Source organism: Pseudomonas sp. S37, assembly GCF_016658545.1.
In the GTDB taxonomy this organism is placed as follows: Bacteria; Pseudomonadota; Gammaproteobacteria; order Pseudomonadales; family Pseudomonadaceae; genus Aquipseudomonas.
On the sequence record NZ_JACVZC010000003.1, the window covers coordinates 143,299 to 167,843 of the forward strand.

Annotated in this window: 23 protein-coding genes; 18 read left to right on the plus strand and 5 right to left on the minus strand. The window is 61.4% G+C overall.

The window, feature by feature from the left end:
• Positions 1-101: 101 nt before the first annotated feature.
• Both IAE39_RS02365 and IAE39_RS02370 read right to left on the minus strand, forming a co-directional pair.
• A complete protein-coding gene (locus tag IAE39_RS02365; RefSeq protein WP_201199032.1) occupies positions 102-647 on the minus strand; it encodes a cysteine hydrolase family protein in 546 nt (181 codons plus the stop codon).
• A 163-nt stretch (positions 648-810) separates the two neighbouring features.
• Positions 811-1,452 (minus strand): HD domain-containing protein, encoded by a 642-nt coding sequence (locus tag IAE39_RS02370; RefSeq protein WP_201199033.1) that lies wholly within the window; start codon positions 1,450-1,452, stop codon positions 811-813.
• A gap of 138 nt (positions 1,453-1,590) precedes the next feature.
• Here IAE39_RS02370 and IAE39_RS02375 point away from each other — a divergent pair, with 138 nt between their 5' ends.
• A complete protein-coding gene (locus tag IAE39_RS02375) occupies positions 1,591-2,562 on the plus strand; it encodes a GlxA family transcriptional regulator (protein WP_236548360.1) in 972 nt (323 codons plus the stop codon).
• A 97-nt stretch (positions 2,563-2,659) separates the two neighbouring features.
• Here IAE39_RS02375 and IAE39_RS02380 read toward each other — a convergent pair whose 3' ends face one another.
• The gene (locus IAE39_RS02380) at positions 2,660-4,918 is read right to left on the minus strand and encodes a TonB-dependent receptor (protein ID WP_201199034.1); all 2,259 of its coding nucleotides are present in this window, start codon (positions 4,916-4,918) and stop codon (positions 2,660-2,662) included.
• A 204-nt stretch (positions 4,919-5,122) separates the two neighbouring features.
• Here IAE39_RS02380 and IAE39_RS02385 point away from each other — a divergent pair, with 204 nt between their 5' ends.
• Both IAE39_RS02385 and IAE39_RS02390 read left to right on the plus strand, forming a co-directional pair.
• On the plus strand, positions 5,123-5,368 hold the full coding sequence (locus IAE39_RS02385) for a FecR/PupR family sigma factor regulator (RefSeq protein WP_201199035.1): 246 nt from the start codon (positions 5,123-5,125) through the stop codon (positions 5,366-5,368).
• Between the two features lie 266 nt (positions 5,369-5,634).
• Complete coding sequence (locus IAE39_RS02390; protein WP_201199036.1) at positions 5,635-6,837, plus strand: zinc-dependent alcohol dehydrogenase; 1,203 nt, start codon at positions 5,635-5,637, stop codon at positions 6,835-6,837.
• A 467-nt stretch (positions 6,838-7,304) separates the two neighbouring features.
• Here the strand turns inward: IAE39_RS02390 and IAE39_RS02395 are convergent, their stop codons facing one another.
• A complete protein-coding gene (locus IAE39_RS02395; protein WP_201199037.1) occupies positions 7,305-7,844 on the minus strand; it encodes a GNAT family N-acetyltransferase in 540 nt (179 codons plus the stop codon).
• A 427-nt stretch (positions 7,845-8,271) separates the two neighbouring features.
• On the opposite strand from IAE39_RS02395, the gene IAE39_RS02400 reads away from it, so the two are divergent.
• The 10 genes from IAE39_RS02400 to IAE39_RS02445 all read left to right on the plus strand — a co-directional run bounded on the left by IAE39_RS02400 (position 8,272) and on the right by IAE39_RS02445 (position 18,588).
• Positions 8,272-9,276, plus strand: a complete 1,005-nt coding sequence (locus tag IAE39_RS02400; RefSeq protein WP_201199039.1) for a GlxA family transcriptional regulator — start codon at positions 8,272-8,274, stop codon at positions 9,274-9,276.
• 159 nt (positions 9,277-9,435) lie between these two features.
• Complete coding sequence (locus tag IAE39_RS02405) at positions 9,436-10,578, plus strand: aromatic ring-hydroxylating oxygenase subunit alpha (RefSeq protein WP_201199040.1); 1,143 nt, start codon at positions 9,436-9,438, stop codon at positions 10,576-10,578.
• A gap of 63 nt (positions 10,579-10,641) precedes the next feature.
• Positions 10,642-11,571 (plus strand): 3-keto-5-aminohexanoate cleavage protein, encoded by a 930-nt coding sequence (locus IAE39_RS02410; RefSeq protein WP_201199041.1) that lies wholly within the window; start codon positions 10,642-10,644, stop codon positions 11,569-11,571.
• A gap of 20 nt (positions 11,572-11,591) precedes the next feature.
• Positions 11,592-13,013, plus strand: a complete 1,422-nt coding sequence (locus IAE39_RS02415) for an aminobutyraldehyde dehydrogenase (RefSeq protein WP_201199042.1) — start codon at positions 11,592-11,594, stop codon at positions 13,011-13,013.
• A gap of 88 nt (positions 13,014-13,101) precedes the next feature.
• Positions 13,102-14,034: a 3-hydroxyacyl-CoA dehydrogenase NAD-binding domain-containing protein gene (locus tag IAE39_RS02420; RefSeq protein WP_201199043.1), complete on the plus strand. Its 933-nt coding sequence runs from the start codon at positions 13,102-13,104 to the stop codon at positions 14,032-14,034.
• Between the two features lie 58 nt (positions 14,035-14,092).
• Positions 14,093-15,046 (plus strand): PDR/VanB family oxidoreductase, encoded by a 954-nt coding sequence (locus IAE39_RS02425; RefSeq protein ID WP_201199044.1) that lies wholly within the window; start codon positions 14,093-14,095, stop codon positions 15,044-15,046.
• 32 nt (positions 15,047-15,078) lie between these two features.
• Entirely contained in the window at positions 15,079-15,552 is a 474-nt protein-coding gene (locus IAE39_RS02430; RefSeq protein WP_201199045.1) for a thioesterase family protein, read from the plus strand.
• A gap of 98 nt (positions 15,553-15,650) precedes the next feature.
• Positions 15,651-16,598, plus strand: coding sequence for a choline ABC transporter substrate-binding protein (gene choX / locus IAE39_RS02435; protein WP_201199050.1), 948 nt, complete (start codon positions 15,651-15,653; stop codon positions 16,596-16,598).
• A complete protein-coding gene (locus tag IAE39_RS02440; protein ID WP_201199051.1) occupies positions 16,595-17,101 on the plus strand; it encodes a glycine betaine ABC transporter substrate-binding protein in 507 nt (168 codons plus the stop codon). Before choX ends, IAE39_RS02440 begins: the two co-directional genes overlap by 4 nt.
• A gap of 104 nt (positions 17,102-17,205) precedes the next feature.
• Positions 17,206-18,588, plus strand: a complete 1,383-nt coding sequence (locus tag IAE39_RS02445) for a purine-cytosine permease family protein (protein WP_201199053.1) — start codon at positions 17,206-17,208, stop codon at positions 18,586-18,588.
• Between the two features lie 75 nt (positions 18,589-18,663).
• On the opposite strand, the gene IAE39_RS02450 is transcribed toward IAE39_RS02445, so the two are convergent.
• The gene (locus IAE39_RS02450; RefSeq protein WP_201199054.1) at positions 18,664-19,554 is read right to left on the minus strand and encodes a LysR substrate-binding domain-containing protein; all 891 of its coding nucleotides are present in this window, start codon (positions 19,552-19,554) and stop codon (positions 18,664-18,666) included.
• A 168-nt stretch (positions 19,555-19,722) separates the two neighbouring features.
• Here IAE39_RS02450 and IAE39_RS02455 point away from each other — a divergent pair, with 168 nt between their 5' ends.
• From IAE39_RS02455 to IAE39_RS02475, 5 genes are all read left to right on the plus strand, one after another.
• Positions 19,723-20,673: a branched-chain amino acid ABC transporter permease gene (locus tag IAE39_RS02455; RefSeq protein ID WP_201199055.1), complete on the plus strand. Its 951-nt coding sequence runs from the start codon at positions 19,723-19,725 to the stop codon at positions 20,671-20,673.
• Positions 20,670-21,770, plus strand: a complete 1,101-nt coding sequence (locus IAE39_RS02460; RefSeq protein WP_201199056.1) for a branched-chain amino acid ABC transporter permease — start codon at positions 20,670-20,672, stop codon at positions 21,768-21,770. Before IAE39_RS02455 ends, IAE39_RS02460 begins: the two co-directional genes overlap by 4 nt.
• The gene (locus IAE39_RS02465; protein WP_201199058.1) at positions 21,767-22,540 is read left to right on the plus strand and encodes an ABC transporter ATP-binding protein; all 774 of its coding nucleotides are present in this window, start codon (positions 21,767-21,769) and stop codon (positions 22,538-22,540) included. Before IAE39_RS02460 ends, IAE39_RS02465 begins: the two co-directional genes overlap by 4 nt.
• A 4-nt stretch (positions 22,541-22,544) precedes the next feature.
• A complete protein-coding gene (locus tag IAE39_RS02470) occupies positions 22,545-23,249 on the plus strand; it encodes an ABC transporter ATP-binding protein (RefSeq protein ID WP_442968415.1) in 705 nt (234 codons plus the stop codon).
• Between the two features lie 79 nt (positions 23,250-23,328).
• Entirely contained in the window at positions 23,329-24,471 is a 1,143-nt protein-coding gene (locus tag IAE39_RS02475) for a branched-chain amino acid ABC transporter substrate-binding protein (protein ID WP_201199060.1), read from the plus strand.
• Positions 24,472-24,545: the final 74 nt, after the last annotated feature.

Sequence of the window (24,545 nt, forward strand, 5' to 3'; positions counted from 1 at the left end):
GAGCCAGTGAGATTGAGCATCTCCCCCCCCTAGCGAGCGCCGGCGAAGTTAACCGAGGTCAGTAACTACAGACGAGGACAAGCCGCTTGATGAAGTAACCTTCAAGCCAAAAACTGTTCCGTCGATACCACTGTCGCGTAGCCGAAATCTAGTGCTGCCATGAACGCAGCATGCACATGAGAAGCAGGGACGGTCACGCCATTGAACTCCAGGCCATGTGTCGCGCAGGCGTCGTGGATAACGGTGGTCTTGAAACCGTAGTCATCAGAGGCACGAGTCACGGCATCAATGCACATGTGGCTCATGTTACCCACAACGGTGACGGTCTCGATGCCTTTATTCTTCAGCGTTTCCAACAAATCGGTTTCGCGGTATGGGCTCATGAAGTGTTTGAGAATCACCTTCTCGCCCGGTAACGCTGCGGCCTTCTCATGCAACTGTGCGCCTTCGCTATCTGGAACGAAAAAAGGCGCGTCTGGGGAAGGGGTTTCGTGGCGGACATGAATGACCAATTCGCCTTGCTTGCGTGCCGCAGCGATGATGCGCGCAGCGTTATCGGCAGCAGCGTCGACGCCGTCGAGTTGCCACTTACCTCCGGGAAAGTAGTCGTTCTGAATGTCGACGACAATTAATGCATTGGTGGTCATGAAGTACTCCTTCGAGGTAACAGGAAAATGAAAGCCATCTGCCCGAAAGGGCGATTTCGTGTGGGGTGGATGATCAGCGCAATCGTGCCGAGGCAGAATCCGCGCAGGCCGCAATTGATAATTTCACGTCCTGAAATGCAACACGGCTTGCGGCCGCTTTCATTCAACTGGGCCAGCAGGACTGACGAATGATGCTGCAGAAATTATCCGGCAAGAAGCCAGGTTCCTTGTCCGTAATCACATCCGCCTTGACGTTGCCAAATGTCGTTTGGGGCTTGTGGCGGATACCGTTGTAGAACGTCTGGATGATCGCTTCTTTGAAGTGATCGCCACGTGGATGCGCTTGAACTACGGCATCCCGGTCAACTGCGCTGAGCCCCTCATGGTGTAACCCGAGGACATCGGTCTCCACACCCGCAGTGACCAATGCAATGAGCGGGTGCATGTGCTCTGGAATCCCTGGAGTCGTGTGAAGTGCAATTGCAGTCCACACGCGCTCTATGTCCCGTTCGTTAATGCCGTGACTGTTGAGAAAATCACGTGCAGCATTGGCGCCATCGACCTCGAAACGGCAGCAATCGCTGCTGTGCTGGTGGGTCAGGCCCATGTCATGGAACATGCAACCCGCGTAGAGCAGCTCGTCGTCGTACTTCAGGCCAAGGCGCTTACCAGCGAGCGATGCGAAATAGAAGACGCGACTCGAATGATGGAAAATCAAGGGTGAGGCAGTGTCCTTAACCAGTTCGGTGATTTCTCGGGCCATCGAACTGTCAGGTACGTGAATGCCAGCTACAGCGTTAGTCATGGTGTGATCCTGGGAGGGTGAGTGAGGATTCCAGTCTGAGTGCCCACGCCCATGGCATCAATTGACTTGTTACGTCATATTCTGCCATTGTCAGCCGGTATCGGACCTGGGCGCTCTGCCCTCCCTTCAGGAGCTGTTATGTCCCGCCCCCAAGTAACGCTCGCAATCCTGGGCATGCCAGGGGTTCAACTTCTCGACGCTTGCGGTCCGTTGGACGTCTTCGCGGAGGCCAACCGGCAAGCTGGGTATGAAGCCTATCGGTTGCTTTTGCTCGCTTGTGAACCAGGGCCGCTGGTGAGCTCTTCGGGTACCCGGTTGATTCCTGATGCCTGGATCGGAGAGGAGATCGATGCAATTGATACCCTGCTCATAGCCGGAACACCTCAAGCCGCCGATCAGTACCTGCGTACTGGGATTCTGGATTGGCTGCGCCAGCGTGCTCCGCTGAGCAGGCGCTTCGGTTCGGTGTGCACTGGCGCATTTGCGCTGGCAGCTGCGGGGTTACTTGATGGCCGCCGTGTCACTACCCACTGGGCGGTGGCGCAGCCCCTCTCTGAAAGGTACCCACAGGTGACCGTGGAGGCGGATGCTATCCAGGTCCATGACGGTAATGTGAGGACAGCTGCGGGTGTAACGGCCGGGCTGGATCTTGCGCTGACGTTGGTTCAGGAAGATCTGGGCGATGAGATAGCGAAGGACGTAGCAGGCCACCTGGTCATGTACTTCAAAAGAACCGGTGGGCAGCTGCAGTTCAGCCGTCAAGGATCAACCTCACCCACAGGGCGCTCTGCTCTACAGGCATTGCAGCGATATGTCGCGGCAAACCCGAGCCTGGATCACGGGGTTGCGAATCTGGCCGAGCGTATGGGCGTGAGCCCAAGGCATTTCGCCCGGATCTTTCAAAGTGATGTGGGCATGACCCCTGCAGCTTGGGTGGAGCAGACGAGGGTGAACGCCGCTCGCGAGCGGCTGGAAGCCGGAAATGATGCACCGAAGCAGGTAGCTGCCATGTGTGGGTTTGCCAATGCAGACACTTTGCGTCGAGCGTTCGTCCGTCATATGGGCGTTACCCCTGCAGAATACCGCAAACGCTACGCGCGACCTTGCTGAGAATACTGGCAAGCCCAGTCTGCGCTGCACTCGCACTCACCGGGCTTGCAAATAATTACCGGCGGAGTACGGCGAGCGCAGACTGGGCATCAGGCCATCAGAAATCGACCGAAGCGCTGACCGAAAGCGTGCGCGGTGCCCCCAGCACCAAATAGTTGGACCCTGGGTAACCACCTGTAGATGCCCAGTAGTCACGCCCGGCCACGTTGTCCAGACGCGCGCGCAAGGTTACGTCCTTGTCGTCGACCTTGAAGCCATAACGCACGCCGAGGTCCAGCCGCGTCCAGGAAGGGATCTGCAGGTCGTTGGCGTTATTCACGTACTGACGACTGGTGTAGACAACACGGCTGGTCAACGTCAGGCCAGCGACGCCCGGCACATCCCACTCCCCGCCGATGTTGGCCTGGGTCTTGGGCACACCGATCGGCTCGTTGCCATCGTTCTCGCCGTTCTGGGTCTTGGTCAGTTCAGCATCGAGCAGCGTCACACCGCCCAACAGCCGGACGCCTTGCGCGGGTTCACCGAACAGCGACAGCTCGATACCCCGGTTGCGCTGCTCGCCGCCGTCCTTGAACACCTGGTTCTCGACAATGCCCACCGGCTTGCGCGTTTCGAACACTGCAAGGCTGCCGCCCAGGCCGCCGCCGTCGAATTTCACACCGACCTCGGTCTGCTTGGCAACATAGGGTGCCAGCGACGCACCCGCGTTGAGCACGGGTGCCGTCGAGCCGTCAGGCAGCGTGGTGGTGGCACCCGCCGTATCGCCCTTGGTCAAGCCCTCGATGTAGTTGGCATACAGGGAGAACTGCTCGTTCAACTGATACACCACACCGGCAACAGGTGTGGTCTCGTAACGGTTGTACTTCGAGGTCTTGTCGCCGCTGTTGTAGTCATAGCCCGTCACGTCCATGCCCTGACGGCGTGCACCCAGGGTGACCTGCAGCTGGTCGTCGAAGAAGCCGAGCGTGTCGGCGATGGCAAGGCTTTGAGTGTGCGTGCGGGCCGTGATATGCGGGTCGGACATCGACCCGCTGAAGCTGACGTTATCCGGCTTGGCAACGTCGACCGGATCGTAGAGGTCACCGGCAAACCCACTGAAGTTGCCCGCCCAGGCATTGCGGTCCTTGGTATCGTACATGGACCCGGACACCACCCATTGATGCGAAACCGGCCCGGTCTGCAGGCTGAATCGCATACCCACTTCGCCCGTGGTGACGGTTTCTTCGCGGTAGTTGTCGAAGCGGCTCGAACTGGTCACACCCGCGCCATCGGAGGATGGGTTGGCCAGCACGTTCTTCTCTTCACCCTTGCGCATGCCGATAGCCGCCCAGGTGGTCACCGCGTCAGTCAGGTCATACTCGGCGCGGAACGTGCCGAATGCCTGTTTCTCTTTCGAGTAGGTCCAGGATTGCCCGTAGTTCTTGTCCGCATCGGGCGCACTTGGGACCGAGCCGGTCGGCGTAACGCTCGGCAGCGGATCATCGATGAAGTGATACTGGTGGCCGATATCTGCCGACAGGCGCAGGCGCTCCCCTTGGTAATCGAGGCCCAGTGCAAACATTTCGAGGGTACGGTCCTGGTCTTCGACCGCAGTCTCGCCACCGCGCTTGGCAACGTTCAGGCGCACACCGAAACGATCGTCTTCACCAAAGCGCCGCGCCACATCTGCGGCGACGGTGCCAAAGCCATTGTTCTCCGCGCCAACGGTGAGGCGGGTCAGCGCCTCGTTGGGTGCCCGCTTGGGCAGGATATTGATTGCGCCGCCGATGCCGGTACCACCGGGCGCCGCACCGTTGAGGAAGGCGCTGGCGCCGCGAAATACCTCCACACGCTCGATGAACTCGGACGCCACGTACTGCCGTGGCAGAAGTCCGTACAGGCCATTGTAGGAAATGTCATCGGAGTACAGCGGGAAGCCCCGCACCATGTACAGCTCCTGGAAGTTGCCGAAGCCGCGGGCGATGCGCACCGACGGGTCGTTCTGCAGGATGTCGGCGACGCTGTGCGCCTGCTGGTCCTGGATAAGCTGATTGGTGTAGGACGTGGAGGTGAATGGCGTCTCCATGTAGTCCTTGTTGCCCAGGATGCCAACGCGCCCGCCGCGGGCTACCTGACCGCCCTCGTACTCGGGCGTAAGGCCTTCGCGGGAGGCATCGGCACTCGCCGAGATTGCAGTCTCCTCCAGCTCCAGCACGGCACTCGGGTTACCGCTGGTAGTTGCTGGCTGCGACGCCTGCGCCGGAACGCCCAGCGGGGTTTGCCCCAGGGCCAGCGGCGAAGTGACGCTGGCGATCAGCCCAAGTGGCAACCAGACGGAGTTCAACGCACGCTTGCGGGGAAAGTTGGGAAATGACATGGGCAGACCTGTTGATCGTGAGAATGGATGTGCCTGAGCTGCAGAGGCATGGCTAAACCATGGCACTATAGCAAATGGGAATCATTCTTCTACTGATTTAAATTTATTCCGGTATGACCGCGTCTGCCACGCGGTCTGAGCATCATCTCCCCCCCTCATTACTGATCGACCATCACCGCGGCGCGCGGCGCGGGCCCTGTTGCCATGAGCGACGCGCGCCACCAGGCTGCACGCTGGTTCACCCGCCTGCTCGAACTGCCCGCCGAGCACCCCGAGCGCAACCGGTTCGCCCAATGGCTGGCGGCTGACCCGCGCCATGCCGAGGAATACCAGGCCTTCGCGGCACTCTGGGAAGGATTTGCCCGCAGACCCAGGCGCTGGCGGGGGCGATTGAAGGCGTCAGGCGGCGGCGGTTGCTGGTTGGCAGCCTGCCATGAAATGACCGGCTAGAAGCGAATCGTGGCCAATCATCAAGCTCGGGATTTGATCGCGTGCGAACATGCGCTGGCAGCGGTGGCGCACCAATCAAAGTCGCAGTGGTCTTTTCTCCCTTGAGTTCTCGTCTATAAATACAGTCAGGTGATTGCATCGGAAATGCCTGCACCGACACAACCCAGTCTGCATCAGACCTCCACTGAACCCTTTGGTCTGAACTTTGCCTGCCCAAAGGCCTTCCCCTGCACACCCCCACGTATTTGTGACTCAGGAGCAAGCCCATGAGAGCACTCACCTACCACGGCGCTAACGATGTCAGGGTCGACACTGTTCCTGACCCCACCCTCCAAGACGCAGACGACATCATCCTGAGGGTGACCGCTACCGCAATCTGCGGTTCCGACCTTCACCTCTATCGCGGCAAGATCCCGGAAACAGAACACGGCGACATCTTCGGCCACGAGTTCATGGGCATCGTCGAAGAGGTCGGCAAAGAGGTAACGAACCTGCAGGTGGGCGACCGGGTCGTGATCCCGTTTGTGATTGCTTGTGGCAGCTGCTTCTTCTGCCAGCACGATCTGTTCGCGGCCTGCGAAACGACCAACACCGGTCGCGGATCGGTCATAAACAAAAAGGGCATCCCACCAGGTGCTGCTTTGTTTGGCTACAGCCATCTGTATGGCGGCATCCCCGGGGGCCAAGCTGATTACGTCAGGGTACCCAAAGGCAATGTCGGGCCATTCAAAGTGCCAACGACCCTTGCCGATGACAAAGTGCTGTTCCTCTCTGACATCCTGCCTACTGCCTGGCAAGCGGTCACCAATGCCGAGATCGGGCAAGGTTCATCGGTAGCGATCTACGGCGCGGGGCCAGTGGGCCTGCTGAGTGCCGCCTGCGCACGGATGCTGGGCGCTCACACCATCTTCATGGTGGATGACAACGACTACCGGCTGGCCTACGCCCAGGAAGCCTACGGCGTCATCCCGATCAACTTTGAAAACGATGATGAACCCGCCGACAGCATCATTCGCCAGACGCCGGGTATGCGTGGCGTAGACGCGGTCATCGATGCGGTCGGGTTTGAAGCCAAAGGCAGCACCGCGGAAACCGTAATGACGGCCTTGAAACTGGAGGGCAGCAGCGGCAAGGCCCTGCGCCAGAGCATCGCGGCTGTGCGACGTGGCGGTGTAGTCAGCGTGCCCGGCGTCTATGCGGGGTTTATGCACGGCTTCAGTTTCGGTGATGCCTTCGACAAAGGCCTGACCTTCAAGATGGGGCAAACCCATGTCCAGAAATACCTTCCCGAGCTGCTCGAACATATCGAAGCCGGACGCCTGCAGCCCGAACTGATCGTCACCCACCGCCTTGCGTTGGAGGAGGCCGCAGCGGGTTACAAAATGTTTGATCAGAAAAAGGACAACTGCCGCAAGGTCATTCTTGTACCAGGGGCGGCATCAGGGACGCTGGGCCCTGATCACGTATAAAGGCGCATTTGGCCTGGGTTTCTCTCCAGCTGAAATCCAGGCCAGGTTCACTTGCGAGAGGTCAGCGGTATGCCTGCGTTGCATGCCTCAAAGCCTGCAATGCAATGGCATACGGACACGCCCTACGTTGTGTATGCCTCAGCCACCACGCAAGTGCCAAGCTATGAACGTCCGCAATGGGTCGTAAGCAGCCATCTACGACTGGCAGCTATCGACCCTTTGCGGCCGCTGAGCGATAACGGGTTTCGCAAGTGCGACGCGCACTCTGTGGGAGCGGGTTTACCCGCGAAGCAGACGACGCGGTGGATGGCACCGGCTTTGCCGGTGTTCGCGGGTAAACCCGCTCCCACAAAGTCCGCTGTCAGACGCAGCGGCCGCAAAGGGTCGATAGCTGCCGGTAACCATCTGCACCGCAGTAAGTGCCAAGGATACGCTAAACATCAGGTTCAGAGCCCCCCTCGGCACACTCAGGGGTTTTGCCATTGGGCGCGCGTAAGTGCATAGCACTTCCAGAGCTTTACCGCGTTTGAGAGATTCAACTCCGCGTCATATAGATGCACGGCACCCAGTTTCAACGTGGCTTTCTGGGAGCGTATGTTCGTCGGTGCGATATGGAAGAAGACGCGGTCATACAGCTTGAATGCGTGTTCAACCATCAAACGTTTGAGTTCTCGATTGCTACCTCCTCCCCAGTGCGCTCTCACCAAAAAGGTGAAGCCGATGGCGATGCTGTCGCAGTGGTCAGGCGGTGTGTAGTAACTAGACCCGCCGATCACTTTCTCCTGCTGGACATCTATCACTGCAAGCGCCTTGCCAGAGGAAAGCAATGACGCGAAATACGGCTCGAACACCGCACGTTTGAAGCGATCCGTAGACGGGTGACCTTCCCAGATTTTCGGGTCGCTTGCTGCATCCAGCATCTCCTCAAAATGGCCCTGGGTTAACGGCTCCAGTCTGAGCGAGCGTCCTGACAGAAACGGCTGGCAGTTGAAATCCTTTTTCGACATGGTCTGTGCATACTCGCATCTCGGGTTGGCAGGCCGAGTCTACATCCGCAACAAGTGCAAGAAAGATCCATTTATGGGTTTTTCAGAGGTGCCAACAACAAACACCCAGACAGCCTCTGAGGATATCTGAAAAAAAGCCGGTAAAAGTCTTTACGGCCCTACCGCCAATACCCGGCGGCTAGTCCGCGTACATGACCTGAGCGATCAGAACAGCGGCAATGTGTAGCTCACAATCAGGTTGACCACGTAGTCCACCCCGCCCATGTGTAGGCTGGCCGTTATCGTTGTGTTGTCTGGGAGGGCCTCTTCGCGGGCACACCCGCTCCCACAGGGGGAGTAAGGGTTCAGATGGGCAAATCGTCACCGTACCGAGACAAGCCATCCAACCTACCCTGACTTATCATTGAGAACGTCCAACGGGTTGGAGATGAGCGTGTTCAGGTTCCTGGTCATTGTGTTCCCCTATTTCAATGCGGCTGCCACTTCCGCATTCGTCGACCCTTTTCGAGCCGCCGACTACCTCAGCGGCGAAGCCCGTTACCACTGGGAGTTCGCCTCGCTCGAAGGCGGAGGTATCCGGGCCTCCAATGGCATGGACCTGTTCACCCAGTCTTTGGCGAACGTGAGTCACCAAAGCTGGGACCTGGTGGTGCTTTCCTGCAGCTGGACGCCTGAAAAATTCCACAGCCCCCGCTTGCAAAGCCTGCTCAGGGGCTGGGCAGGCAAAGGCTGCATGCTCGGCGCGATAGATACAGGGACGTTCCTGCTGGCAGAGGCAGGCTTGCTGTCCGGTCGGCGAGCAACGGGGCACTATGAACACATCGATGCACTGATCGAGCTATACCCCGACGTGACCATCGTCGAGGACTTGTATGTCTTCGACGACAACCGCTTTACCTGTTGCGGCGGCGCGGCGGCGCTCGATACTGCGTTGCAGCTGATCAGGAACATGGATGGCGAGACGGTCGCCAACGAGGCCGCGCGATACGTGTTTCATCAACAATTCCGTCCTGGCAGCACGCAGCAGAACCCCCAGGACCACCAGCCTCTGGGTCAAACAATCCCCCCTGCGATCATGCAGGCCATCAAGCTGATGGAAACGCACCTGGAGGAAGTGATCAGCATCCCGGACATCAGTGAGCGAGTCGGCATTTCGCAGCGGCAACTGGACCGGCTGTTCAGGCAGATAACCCACAAGACGCCGGCGCTGTACTACCGCGATATCCGCCTGGATCGCGCCCGTGGCCTGGTGACACAGACCAGCATGGCGCTGACCAAAGTCGGGATAGCGTCGGGGTTCCCGAATCAATCGCACTTCTGCAAAGTCTATCGCGAGCGCTTCGGCCTGACACCGCGGCAGGACCGCCAGGATGGCCGTGTGCCTTTCAATTACCGGGCTTGGCCGATGCACCAGGTGGCAACGGATCGATGATTGATGTCGTCCATGGTCATCACATACCTAAAAACGACGCCGACGAATTAAACACATAAATCGGCGAAATATGAAAAATTTCCGGATTTCAACCCGACCATCATCAACGCCACAGAACGAGCACATCCCACCGCTCGTGATAATAAAAGGGCCGTTGATATGTCTGAGTTGCTGCATCCTCGCCAATTCGAATCAATCAAGCAGGGTTACGATCCCGACCCGTTGCTGTCCCAGTCGCTGCGCGCCGACGCGTATGTGCAACCGGAGTGGTTCCGCCTCGACCAGCAGGCAATCATCGGCAAAAGCTGGCAGTGGGTGTGCCATGTCGAGAAGGTCCGCGAACCGGGTAGCTACACCACCGTCGACATTGCTGGCCAGCCGATTGCCGTGGTCCGCGACCAGGAGGGCGTGCTGCGCGCCTTCTACAACGTGTGCAAGCACCGCGCCCATCCGGTACTGCAGGGCGAAGGCAAAACCCGGCGCATTGCGTGCCCTTACCACTCCTGGTGCTACGGGCTCAACGGCAACCTGGTTGCCGCCCCCCACGTTGCCGGCCTGAAAGATTTCGACAAGGACCAGATTCACCTCAGCCCGGTGCAGGTCGAGGAATTCTGCGGTTTTGTCTACGTCAACCTCGACCCGGCCGCGGCACCGCTGCGCGAACAGTCAGGGGACCTGGCCAAGGAGATCCTGCACTGGGCACCGGATGTCGAGAAGCTCACGTTCGGCCATCGGCTGACCTACGAGATCAAGTCGAACTGGAAGAACGTGGTCGACAACTTCCTGGAGTGCTACCACTGCCCGACCGCGCACAAGGACTTCTGCACCCTGGTCGACATGGACACTTACAAGGTCAAGACCCATGGCATCTATTCGAGCCATATGGCCGAAGCCGGTAACGGCCAGAACTCGGCGTACGACACCTCCAAAGCCAGCGTGCGCACCCATGCGGTCTGGTGGCTGTGGCCAACCACTTGCCTGATGCGCTACCCCGGCCGCAGCTCGATGATCGTGCTCAACATCGTGCCGGTGGGCCCTGACCGAACCCTGGAAACCTACGACTTCTTCCTGGAAACGCCCGAGCCGGACGACATGGAAAAAGAAGCCATTCGCTACCTCGACGAAGTGCTGCAGGTCGAAGACATCTCGCTGGTCGAGAACGTGCAGCGTGGCATGCAGACCCCTGCCTTCGATCAGGGCCGGATCGTCACCGACCCCAATGGCTCGGGCAAGTCCGAACATGCATTGCACCACTTCCACGGCCTGGTACTCGACGCCTACGCACGCAGCGTGAAGCCATAAGCACCCGCGCCCAGGTCTCGGCCTTACCGCCCAAGCACAACACATGAAACTGTGAGCCTCGCCATGCCAAAATCCGTGATCATCACGTGCGCCACCACCGGTGGCGTACACACCCCGACCATGTCGGAATACCTGCCCATCACCCCGCAGGAAATCGCCGATTCCTCCATCGAGGCCGCCAACGCCGGGGCTTCGATCATCCACCTGCATGCCCGCAACCCCGAAACCGGCAAGCCTGACCCGCGCCCGGAGCTGTTCCAGGACTTCATGGGGCAGATTCATCGCCAGAGCGATGCCGTGCTGAACGTGTCCACCGGCGGTGGCCTGGGCATGACCCGTGAAGAGCGCCTGCGCGCCGCACTGGCAGTGAGCCCGGAAATGGCCTCATTGAACGTCGGCTCGATGAATTTCGGCATCTTCCCGATGAAGGCCAAGTACAGCAACTGGAAGCATGACTGGGAACCGGCCTTCCTCGACAGCACCCGCGATTTCATCTTCCGCAACACCTTCGCCGACATCGAATACATCGTCAAAGAGCTGGGCGAAGGGCACGGCACCCGCTTCGAATTCGAATGCTATGACCTCGGCCACCTGTACAACCTGGCCTGGGTGATCGACCAGGGCTGGGTCAAGCCACCGTTCCTGATCCAGATCGTGTTCGGTGTGCTGGGTGGCGTGGGTGCCGACCTGGACAACCTGATGCACATGCACACCGTGGCACAGAAGCTGTTCGGCAAGGACTACGAATGGTCGGTGCTGGCCGCCGGCAAGAACCAGATGGCGTTCGCTACGCAGGCGGCAATGCTTGGCGGCAACGTGCGGGTCGGCCTGGAAGACAGCCTGTTCATCGGTGCTGGCGAAAAGGCGAAGAGCAACGCGGAGCAGGTATTGAAAATCCGCTCGATCGTCGAAAACCTCGGTTTGAAGGTGGCAACGCCTGAAGAAGCGCGAGCGCGTCTGGGGCTTAAAGGACGCGACAAGATCACCTTGTGATTCGTGAGTGGGGATACGCCATGCAGAGCAAAATGTTGATCAACGGCGAGCTGGTTGAAGGCGCCGCTGTACCCCTGGCTGTCATCGACCCGGCCACAGGCGAGGAAATCATCAGCGTAGGCCAGGCTGATGATGCGCAGCTGGACAGCGCTGTGCGCAGCGCGCAAGAAGCGTTCGAGACCTATTCGAAAACTACCCCCGCGCAGCGTGCTGCACTGTTGCTGGACATTGCCGGGGTTATCGAGCAAAACGCTGAAGCGCTGGCCGCGCTGGAGAGCCACAACGTCGGCAAGCCATGGCCATCGGCACTCGACGACGAAATGCCGCTTACTCTCGACACCTTCCGGTTCTTTGCCGGGGCCGCCCGCACCCTGTCGGGTGTGGCGGCAGGTGAATATGTACCCGGGCATACGAGCCTGATCCGCCGCGACCCGATCGGCCCCGTGGCAGCCATTGCCCCGTGGAATTATCCGCTGATGATGGCTGCCTGGAAGCTGGCGGCGCCGCTGGCTGCAGGTTGCAGCGTGGTGCTCAAACCGTCGGAAATCACGCCATTGTCCACCCTCAGGTTGGGTGAGCTGCTCGCCGACGTAGTGCCCAAGGGGGTGATCAACATCGTATACGGCGTCGGCACTTCGATCGGCGCCAGACTGATCAACGCTGACGGCATTGAAGCAGTCAGCATCACCGGGTCGCCGGCAACGGGCAGCGCTGCCATGCGGGCGGCTGCCCGGCAGATGCGTCAGGTGCATGTCGAGCTGGGCGGCAAGGCGCCGGTTATCGTCTACGAGGACGCCGACGTCGAGAAACTGGTCGCAACGCTGCGTGCCACTGCGTTCTTCAATGCCGGGCAGGACTGCGCGCAGCCTTGCAGGGTGCTGGTCGCCAGCAAGGTCTACGACCGCGTCGTCAGCGCCCTGGCCGAAGCGGCTGCATCCATCAAAGTGGGCGCACCGAGGGCCAGCGGAACAGAAATGGGCCCGCTGGTGACCGACGTGCACCGCCAACGCGTGGCGGGGTTCGTCGACCGCGCTCGCACTTACGCCGAGGTCGTGACCGGCGGCACGGTGGCGCCTGGAGGTGGCTTTTTCTACCGCCCCACCGTGGTTGCCGATGTTGACCAGCATGCCGAAATCGCCGTTCAGGAGGTGTTCGGCCCGGTGATTACGGTATCGCGCTTCACCCCGGACCAAGACCCGGTGGCAATCGCCAACGCCACGCGCTACGGCCTGGCCTCTTCGATATGGACGCAGGACAGTGGCCGCGCAATGGCGGCCAGCAGCCGGCTCCGTTACGGCTTCACCTGGGTCAACACCCATGGTGTCGCCACGCCAGAAATGCCCTGGGCCGCCATGAAGGGCTCAGGCCACGGTTGCGACATGTCGGTGTTCGCCCTCGACGCTTACACCAGTGTGCGTCACGTCATGCTGGCACATGGGTGATCCGACGCGGCGCGCTTCATTACGGGTCAGCGCACTGCCGTTGACGGCGGCCTGACCTGTGCTTCCCCTTCCATTCGAGGTTTTTCCAATGAGTGAGTTCCAGAATGTCGCGGTAATCGGTGCTGGTGTAATCGGTGCCAGCTGGGCTGCACTGTTCCTGGCATCGGGGCGCAACGTCGCGGTGTACGACCCATCGCCGACCATGGAGGCCGATGTCCGTCGCTACATCGACAACGCCTGGCCGACACTGAGCGAGTTGGGTTTGCTGAATGCCAAGCCGGGCCAACTGAGCTTCCATACCGATGTGGCCGGCGCAGTGCAGCACGCCGACTTTGTGCAGGAAAGCGTGCCGGAACGCATTGCGATCAAGCATGAGCTGTTCGCCAGGCTGGAAGCGGCCCTCAAGCCAGGCGCCATTGTCGCTTCGTCTGCATCGGGCCTGCGCCTGGGTGAAATGCAAGCGGGTTGGAACAACCCGTCGCACTTCATTCTCGGCCATCCCTTCAACCCACCGCACCTGATCCCGCTGGTCGAGGTCATGGGCAACGACAAGACCGCTGCGGGTGTGGTCGAGCAGGCTGAACGCTTCTACGACCTGGTCGGCAAGGTCACCATCCGGGTCAATCGCGAAGTCAAAGGGCATGTCGCCAACCGCCTGCAGGCCGCGCTGTGGCGCGAAGCCATTCATCTGGTCAAGAGCGGTGTGGCCAGCGTGGAAGACGTCGACAAGGCTGTATGGGCAGGCCCGGGGTTGCGTTGGGCTGCAATGGGCCCAACCATGCTGTTCCATCTGGGTGGCGGATCGGAAGGCCTGAGCGCCTTCTGCCAGAAATACACCGATAGCTTCAACGGTTGGTGGGATGACATGGGCGACCCACGGCTCGATGCAGACACAGCCAACCTGTTGGTGGAGGGGGTTAATCAGGAAGCCGGTGCCAACAGCTGGGCATCGCTCGCGACCAATCGGGATGAATTGATTACGCACATGTTGAAGGCAACCGCACCACTGCGGCGCCGTTGAGTGTGGGCCCGGGACGCCTCCCCGTCCCGGACCGGTTTGCCGTTGCGTGAGGTGTGCTATGCCTGATGAAGTCTTGACCCTACAGATAACCGACCTGATTGCCGAAGCCAAAGGTGTCATGGTCGTTGAGCTGCGCTCGCTTTCGGGTGAAGCGCTGCCGTCCTTCAAACCTGGCGCCCATATCGAACTGCACTTGCCTGGCGATATCGTGCGCCAATACTCGCTGTGCAACGATGCACGCGAAAACCACCGCTACTGCGTGGGCGTTGGCCTGTCTGCGACCAGCCGTGGCGGGTCACGCCATGTCCACCAGGCACTGCGGGTGGGTGACAGGCTCACCGTCAGCCCGCCACGCAATCATTTTGCCTTGCAAGAGGATGCACCCGGCCTGGTGTTCTTCGCCGGCGGTATCGGCATTACACCGGTGTGGTCGATGATCCAGTGGTGCGAAGCCAATCAGCGCCCCTGGCACTTGTTTTACCTGGTACGCAGCCACCAGCGGGCAGCCTTCATGGAGGAACTGCGTGGTTTTGGCGATCGGGTCACCTTGCATGCCGATGATGAGGCTGGGGGGTTGTTCGATGTCGCGGCAGCGGTCAGCCGGCAAGCGCCCAATGTTCATTTCTATACCTGCGGCCCTACCCCACTGATGCTTGCCGTGGAAGCAGCGGCCAGTAGCTTCCCCGATGAGCAGGTGCATTTCGAGTGGTTTACGCCCCGGGAACCGAAAAGCCTGGCAGCGGATAAACCTTTCACTGTGCAGCTGGCCAAGACCGGCAAGGCGTTTGAAGTGCCTGCGGGCAAAAGCATTCTTCAGGTGCTTGAGGCGAACGGCCTTCGCGTTGAAAGCTCTTGCCGGGAGGGTACATGCGCCTCATGCGAAATCTGCGTCCTGGACGGCACCCCCGACCATCGCGACAGCGTGCTGACAGCTGCCGAACGCAAGAAGAACGATGTGATGATGATCTGCGTTTCCCGGTCACTTTCAGAAAGCCTCGTTCTCGACCTCTGAAATGCACCCACGACTTCTGGAAGGACATATTCGTGAACAACCTGTTGCTGATTCACCAGGCCACCATCATTGAAGACTGGATCGATTACAACGGGCATCTGCGCGATGCCTTCTACTTCCTGCTCTTCAGCCATGCCACCGATGAACTGATGGACCACATCGGTCTCGACGCGGAAGGTCGAGCAATCTACGGCCATACGGTGTACACGCTGGAAGCTCACATCAATTACCTGAGCGAAACCCGGCTGGGCGAGGCCGTTCAGGTCTTTACCCAGGTGATCGACCATGACAGCAAGCGGCTGCACATTGTCCATCACCTGTATCGCCCCAAAGACGGCGAGCTTTTGGCTGTCAGTGAGCAGATGCTGATGAACATTGCCAATGAGACTGGGCGTGCAGCGAAATTCGCAACGTCCGTCGAAGCGAAGATCAGCGCGATTTTCCAGTCTCATCGTTCACTGCCACGCCCCGGTTATTGCGGGCGCGCAATTGGAATTCGTCGTTGAGCCCTCCGTTAACGTCACCCTGAAACAACAAGACTGCGTCGCCTCTGAATAACAAAAAACTGCCGCTTCCCACAGCTGCCACAGAGAGGATTTGCGTCATGAAACATGCACTGCGCGCTATGTTCTGCACTGGCCTGGTCATTTGTGCCAACACCTATGCAGCTGAACCCTCCCAGTGTCGCCTGGTGCGAATGTCGGACCCCGGCTGGACCGACATCCAGACCACGACAGCAATCGCGACCACGCTGCTCAAAAGCCTTGGCTACCAAACCAAGTCAACCCTCGTTGGCGTCCCCCTGACCTTCAAGGCCTTGGCTGATGGCAAGAACATGGATGTGTTTCTGGGTACCTGGCTGCCGACCATGGAGCCGGACCTCAAGCCTCACCGCGATGCCGGTACCCTCGATATCGTGCGGGTCAACTTGCAGCACGCCAAATACACCTTGGCAGTGCCGCAGACGCTCTGGGACCGGGGGCTTAAAGACTTTGCCGACCTCACCCGGTTCAAGGACGAGTTGGGCGCGAAAATCTACGGCCTTGAGCCCGGCGACGGTGGCAACAATGCGGTACTCAAGGCAATCAGCGAGAACGCCTTCGGCCTGAAAGACGCCGGCTTTTCGGTCGTGGCATCGAGCGAGTCAGGCATGCTGGCCCAGGTCGAGCGCGCGAAACGGCGCGACCAGGCGATCGTGTACCTCGGGTGGGAGCCACACCCGATGAACACACGCTTCAAGATGAAGTTCCTTACCGGTGGTGATGACTATTTCGGCCCCGACTTCGGCGATGCCACCGTCTATACCAGCACCCGCAAAGGTTATGCAGACGAGTGCCCGAACGTTGGGCAATTGCTCAGGAACCTGAGCTTCACCCTGGACATGGAGAACCACATCATGGGCGCCATCCTCTACGACAAGATGGAGCCAGAGGCGGCAGCACGCGCATGGTTGAAGCAGAACCCTCAAGTGCTCGATGGCTGGCTCGCAGGGGTGACCACATGGGATGGCCAGCCTGGCCTTGAGGCAGTGAAGGCGGAGGTGGCACGATGAAAAAGTGCCTACAGGTCGCAGCCCTTGTCGGTGCCGTGCTGGCGATAAGCAGCGGGGCAAGCTGGGCATCCGACCCGGCCCAATGCAAGCAGATCAAATTGGGCTCGACCAATTGGTCGGACACCGTGGCTACCTCAGCCATGGCGCAGCTGGCCATGGAATCGCTGGGCTATCAGGTGAAACTCACCACGGCTTCGCAGCAAATCATCCTGGCCGGCCTGGCAGACAAGAAACTCGATACGTTCCTGGGTTACTGGCAGCCGACCATGCAACCGGTCGCGACCCCCTACATCGAAAAGCAGCGCATCCAGGTTTACACGCCCGCGGCACTGCCCGATGCCCAGTCCACGTTTGCCGTTCCACGCTACGCATTTGATGCTGGCCTGCGGACCTTTGGTGACATCGCCAGGTTCAAGGACAACCCGGAACAGGTGCGCCCATGGTTCGAGGGGGTCCGACACTCGACGGCAAACCCGGTTTCGATGCGTTTGAGCATTTCCTGAAGCAATAACCCGACCCCGAAGAGGGGGCGCTCGCAAACGGTTGTTGTGAACGGCCAGGCCCTGCCTGGCCGGGGAAACGCTTGCCTGATGACAAGGACAATAAAATGAAGATCGAGAAGCGCAGTATCGAGTTCGTACCGCACAGCGAGCGTTACGGCAGGCCGCGGCGGCTGTTCTCCGTGTGGTTCAGTTCCAACCTGCAAGTTACCGCGCTGATGGTGGGCACGCTGGGTGTGGCGGCGGGGTTGAGCCTGCTGTGGACGCTTGCAGGGTTGGTCGTGGGCTGCATGCTGGGCACCATTTTCATGGCCGCTCACTCGGCACAGGGGCCACACCTGGGGGTGCCGCAAATGATCCAGAGCCGTGCGCAGTTTGGCGTGTTCGGTGCTGCCATCCCGTTGCTGGTGATGGTCACTGCCGCCGTGCTGTTCATGGCCGCCAGTGGCGTGCTGATGCGTGACCCGTTGAAGGCGCTGCTGGGGATCAGCGACGACCAGGCGATCCTGGTTGTCGGCATCACGACGCTTCTGATTGGCGTCGTCGGCTACGAACTGATCCACCGCTTGGGCGCGTGGATGAGTGTGCTGTCGTCGGTGGTGTTCGGCACTGCATTGGTGCTGATTCTGACACGGGCCAGCGCGACTGGAATCTTTCACGCGGACACCGGCGGTTTTTCCATGCCGATTTTCAACCTGGTGATCGCCCAAGCTGCTTCCTGGACCCTTGGCTATGGCCCCTACGTGGCGGATTACTCCCGTTATCTGCCTGCTGACGTCAATACTCGGCACACCTTCTGGAGCACGTATTTCGGCTGCGCACTCGGCTCACTGGGCATGATGGCGTTGGGGGCCGTACTGGCCGCTGTGCTGCCATCGGCGCTGGATGTCGACCCTGGGACGGCCATTGCCAGCCTGTTCGGGCCCTGGGCCAAAGCCGCGCTTATCGTGGTTTCATTAGGCGTAATCCAGTACAACGTGTTGTGCCTCTACAGTGCCTACATGTCCACCACGACCATTTTCAGTGGTTTCGCCAAACTTTCCCATGTGCGCAGCAGTACCAAGACGTTGGTGATGGCGGTGATTTCGGTGCTGGCCTGTGTCATTGCCATCCGTACGCAATACCACTTTGACACGTTCTTCGCCGACATTCTGATTGGACAGCTCTACCTGCTGATCCCCTGGAGCGCGATCAACCTCGTCGACTATTACCTGATCCAGCGAGGTAGCTACAGCATCGGAGATCTTTACGATGCACAAGGGCGCTATGGCAGGTGGAACCGCAGGACCATGATCGTTTACGGCGTGTCGATCATTGGCACCCTGCCGTTCATGAAGCTTTCATTCTTCGAAGGCTATTTCGCCAGGCTGATTGGCGCGGATGTCAGCTGGATCGCAGGTCTCGCGGTGGCTAGCTTCCTTTATTGGCTCTGTAACGCAAGCCGGGCTTCGACTAGAGGGAGCATCAAGGTCGCAGTCGAGGCGAGGTAGTTGCCTTGGCCAACACTGAGCAATAGCGTAATGGTCGCGTGCATGCGTTCGAGAGAACGCACTCACGGGCCAGGTTCAGAAACGCGTGCGTATCCAGTTGAAGAGGCTCAGCCCTTCCCGCGACAGCTCGCCATCCGTGCGTCTGCACAGGTAGTAAGCCCGCCCATCCTCAAGCTCATGATCAAACAGCCTGATCAGCTCGCCACTGTCGCGGGCCGCGGCCACCAACGGCTCGCGCAACAGCGCGCAGCCCAGACCACGCATTGCCGCGGCCAGGGTGAGCTGGCCGTCCTCGAACAGCAGGCCCTGCAGGGGCGCCGGGTGCTTCACGCCGTTGGCCTGCAGCCATTGCGCCCAGGTACCGCGTTCCTCGTCATGCAGCAGGGCCACGCCCGCCAGTGCCTGGGGCGTGTCCAGCGGCCCGCAGCGGGCGATCAGCGCAGGGCTGCACCAGGCCGTCACCGCGCCGGGAATCAGCAGTTCACTGTGGTAACCCGACCAGTGCCCCGTGCCGAAACGGATGGAAATATCGGCCGCATCGCTGGGATAGCTTCGATGATTGGCGTAAGTGACATTGACGTCGACCCCCGGGTTGTCGGCCAGGAATTCGTTCAGGCGCGGAATGAACAGGTTAAGCCCGAACATCGGGATCAGGCTGATAGTGACCTGGCGCGTTGCGCTCTGCTCGCGCACGTGGTCGGTGGCGCTGCGCAGCACCGCGAATGCCGAGCGGATGGCCCGGTAATACTCGCGTCCCTGTTCGGTGAGGATCAGGTTACGCCCCTGGCGCACGGTCAGGGGCTGGCCGAGAAAGCCCTCCAGCAGGTGCAGCTGGTGGCTCACCGCCGAGGGCGACACGTCCAGTTCGCGGGCGGCGGCGTTCACGCCGCCATGCCGGGCGAAGGCCTCGAAGGTGCGCACGGCGCGCAGCGGCGGATCGCTATCCAATTGTTCTAATAAATTCATGTATTGAGTTCTATTTGAATATTATTGCTAGAAAAACCCATTTTATAGCGGAAATCAAGGCAAATCCGGCCGCTTATAAGGTTATGAATTTAAGATATTTGATTTAAATAGAATATTTGCCTACTGTTCGCGGCCTGCCCTCACCCTCTGCCCAGGTCTGCCTGCTTCATGGAACTGTTCATTCAACAACTGCTCAACGGCGTACTGTCGGGCAGCCTGTATGCGCTCATCGCCCTGGGTTACACCATGGTCTATGGCATCCTGCGCATCATCAACTTCGCCCACGGCGATGTACTCATGGTCGGCGCCCTGGTCGGGCTGTCGGCCATCCACCTGCTGCAAGGCGCCTTCCCTGCCTTGCCGGCGCCCTGGGTGCTGGTGGGCGCGACGCTGCTGGCGATGGCTGCCAGCGGCCTGCTGGCGGTGATCATCGAGCGCATTGCCTACCGGCGCCTGCGCAACGCGCCACGCCTGGCCCCCCTGATCAGCGGCATCGGCGTTTCGCTGCTGCTGCAAACCGTGGCGATGCTGGTGTGGAGCCGCAACCCGCAAGTCTTCCCGCAGTTACTGTCGATGGCCCCTATCGAAGTCACCGCAGGCGACGCCAGCCATGCCCCCGCCATCACCAACGCCACGGCGCTGGCCACGGTGGCGATTGCCTTCGGCGTGATGGTCGGCCTGCTCCTGCTGGTCAACCGCACACGCCTGGGCCGCGCCATGCGCGCCGTGGCGGAAAACCCGCAGGTCGCGAGCCTGATGGGCATCAACCCCAATGCCGTGGTCGCCCTCACCTTCGCCATTGGTGGCGCGTTGGCCGCGCTGGCGGGCGTGATGATGGCCAGCAACTATGGCAGCGCGCATTTCTACATGGGCTTCCTGCCCGGCCTCAAGGCCTTCACCGCGGCCGTGCTCGGCGGCATAGGCAACCTGCGCGGGGCCATGCTGGGCGGGCTGCTGCTGGGGCTGATCGAGGCCCTGGGCACCGGCTACCTGGGTGAATGGACCAATGGCGTGTTCGGCAGCAACTACCAGGATGTGTTCGCCTTCCTGGTGCTGATCGCGGTGCTGGTGCTGCGCCCGTCCGGCCTGCTTGGCGAACGCCTGGCGGTGCGCGCATGAGCCTGGCTATCGCATTCACCCAACCCGCCGCTCGCGCCCGCCTCGGCCTGTTGCTGTTCGCCCTGGCGGTACTGGTCGCGCCCTGGGTTGCCGGCCACACCGGCGGCAACGCCTGGGTGCGCATGCTCGACTTCGCCCTGCTGTACCTGATGCTGGCCCTTGGGCTGAACATTGTGGTGGGCTATGCCGGCCTGCTCGACCTGGGCTTCATCGCCTTCTATGCCCTGGGGGCGTACCTGGCGGCGCTGCTGGCATCGCCGCACCTGCTCACGCAGTTCCCGGCGCTCGCCGCCTGGCTGCCCGCCGGCCTGCACACCTCGATCTGGCTGGTGGTGCCCCTGGCGGCGCTGCTCGCCGCCGGGCTGGGCATGCTGCTGGGCGCCCCCACCCTGCGCCTGCGTGGCGACTACCTGGCGATCGTCACCTTGGGCTTCGGCGAAATCATTCGTATCGTCATGCGCAACCTCGACCGCCCGGTGAACATCACCAACGGTTCCAAGGGCATCGCCTCGGTCGACCCGCTGCACCTGTTCGGTGTCAACCTGGGCCGTACCCAGGAGCTGTTTGGCATCAAGTTGCCATCGGTGTACCTCTATTACTACCTGTTCGCCGCATTGGCGGTGCTGATCCTGCTGGCCTGCCTGCGGCTGCAGCAATCCCGTATCGGCCGTGCCTGGATGGCCATTCGCGACGACGAGGACGCCGCCGCGGCCATGGGCCTGGACACACGCAAACTCAAGCTGCTGGCATTCGCCATCGGCGCCAGCTTCGGCGGTGTCGCAGGTGCGATGTTCGCGTCGTTCCAGGGCTTCGTTTCACCGGAATCCTTCACCCTCAACGAGTCCATCGCCGTGCTGGCCATGGTGGTGCTGGGCGGCATGGGGCACATCCCCGGCGTGGTGCTCGGTTGCCTGCTGTTGGCCGCCTTGCCTGAAGTGCTGCGCGCCAGCATGAGCAGCCTGCAACACTGGCTGTTCGGCCAGGTGCTGGTCGACCCCGAGATCGTCCGCCAGCTGTTCTACGGCCTGGCCTTGATCCTGGTCATGCTGTACCGCCCCGCAGGCCTGTGGCCTGCCCGACAGGAGAGCCAGCAATGAGCGGCCAACTGCTGAAAGTGGAAGGCGTGACCAAGCGCTTTGGCGGCGTGCATGCCCTGGACAATGTCAGCCTGTACCTGGAGCCGGGCGAAGTGCATGGCCTGATCGGCCCCAACGGGGCCGGCAAGACCACCTTCTTCAACGTGATGACCGGGTTCTATCGCGCCGACGCCGGCCAGTTCAGCCTCGATGGCCAAGCCTATCGGCCGGATGCGGTACACCGCGTGGCCCAGGCAGGTATTGCCCGGACCTTCCAGAACATCCGCCTGTTCGGCAGCATGACGGCCCTGGAGAACGTCATGGTCGGCCGCCACATACGCACCGGCAACGGGGTCTGGGCCGCCCTCACCCGCCACCGCCGGGCCCGCGAGGAGGAAGCGCGCAGCCGCGACATCGCCCGGCAGCTGCTGCACTACGTGGGCATTGGCGACCTCGCCGAGCGCCGCGCCGACACCCTCTCCTATGGGCACCAGCGGCGCCTGGAAATTGCCCGCGCCTTGGCCACCGAACCCCGCGTACTGGCCCTGGACGAACCAGCCGCCGGCATGAACGCGGTGGAGAAACAGCAACTGCGCGAACTGCTCGATCGCATCCGCGCCGATGGCCGCGCGCTGCTGCTTATCGAACATGACGTAAAGCTGGTGATGGGCCTGTGCGACCGCATCACCGTGCTCGATCACGGCCAGGTCATCGCCCGCGGCACGCCCCAGCAGGTGCGCCAGGACCGGGCGGTGATCGAAGCCTACCTTGGAACCGGAGCCCATGACTGAACCCTTGCTCGACATCCGCAACCTGGGCGTGCGCTACGGCGCGATCCGCGCGGTTAAAGGCCTCGACCTGCACATCCATGCTGGCGAGCACGTCACCCTGATCGGTGCCAATGGCGCCGGCAAGACCTCGACCCTGCGCGCCCTGACCGGGCTGATCGCCGCCAGCGAAGGCGAGCTGCGCTTCGCCGGGCGCTCCCTGCACGGCATGCCCGCCCACCAGCGGCTGCGCCTGGGCCTGGCGATGGTGCCCGAGGGCCGCGGCGTGTTCGCCCGCATGAGCGTCGAGGAAAACCTGCACGCCGGCGCCTACCTGCGCCGTGACCCGGACGCGGTGGCGGCCCAGATCGATGAGATTCTCGGCTGGTTCCCCCACCTCAAGCGCCGTTTCAAGCAACCGGCCGGGCTGCTCTCGGGCGGCGAGCAACAGATGCTCGCGCTGGGCCGCGCCCTGCTCTCGCAACCCCGGCTGCTGGTGCTGGACGAACCTTCCATGGGCCTTGCCCCGACCATGGTCGAGCGCATCTTCGAGACCATCGCCGAGGTTTGCCGGCGCGGCATGACGCTGCTGCTGGTCGAGCAGAACGCCCGCCTGGCCCTGCAAGTGACCGAGCGCGCCTACGTGCTCGACAGTGGCCAGGTGACGCTCAGCGGCCAGTCCCGCGCACTGCTCGACGACCCCCAGGTGCGCGCCGCCTACCTGGGCGACTGAACCAACCGCGCTACCGGGCCACCGGCGTGTACCCACAAGCCGCGGCGAGCATCGCCGTACCTGCACAGGACTTCACCCCATGCTTACACCGTTCAAACGTTGCACCCTGGCCAGCCTGCTGCTGGGGGCACTGGCCAGCGGCGCCCATGCCGACCAGCAGATCCTCATCGGCCTGGCCGGGCCACTGACTGGCCCCTCCGCGCGAATCGGCAAGGACCTGGAGAACGGCGCGCAACTGGCCATCGACGCCGCCAATGCCCGCCAGCCGAAAATCGCCGGTGAAAACGTGACCTACAAGCTGGTCTCAGAAGACGACCAGTCCGACCCGAAAACCGCGGTCAGCGTCGCCCAGCGCCTGGTCGACGCGGGCGTGGTCGGCGTGGTCGGCCACTGGAACACCGGTACCAGCATTCCCGCGGCGCGGGTGTACAACGACGCCGGCATCGCCCAGGTCGCGCCGGTCGCCACCGGGCATGCCTATACGCAGCAAGGCTTCGACACCAGTTTCCGGGTGATGGGCCACGACGACGACGGCGGCCAGGTCGCCGGCCGCTATGCCTTGCAAACCCTGAAGGCCCAGCGCATCGCGGTGATCGACGACCGCACCGCGTTCGGCCAGGGCCTGGCCGACCAATTCATCAAGTCGGTCGAGGCCGACGGCGGCAAGGTGATTGCGCGGGAATACGTGGACGACAAAACCGCGGACTTCAGTGCCGTGCTCACCAGCATCCGGGCCAAGAACCCCGACCTGATCTTCTTCGGCGGCGTCGACGCGCAAGCCGCCCCGCTGGCCCGGCGCATCAAGCAGCTGGGCATCAAGGCCAACCTGATGGGCGCTGGCGGCTTCGTCAGCCAGACCTTCCTGACCCTGGCGCAAAATGAAGGCGAAGGCGTGATCGCCCTGGAGCCGGGCCTTGCGGTCGAGCAGATGCCCGGTGGCAAAGCCTTCGAACAGCAATACCAGGCGCGCTACAAGGCCCCCATCGAACTGCACGCGCCCTTTGCCTACGACGGTGTCGGCGTGCTGATCGCGGCACTGGAGAAAGCCGACTCCACCGATCCGCAAAAGTACCTGCCGGTACTTCGCGCAATTAACTATCAAGGTGTGACCGGCACCCTGGCCTTCGACAACGAAGGCAACCTGAAGAACCCCACCTTCACCGTCTACCAGGTGAAGGACAACAAGTGGCAGCCCGTCAGCGTCGCTGGCGGCAAGCCCTGACCCAAGCGTGGCGGGGGGCGGGGGGCCCCCCCCCCCCCCCCCCGGCGACAGCTAAACGGACACGCGGGCGGACG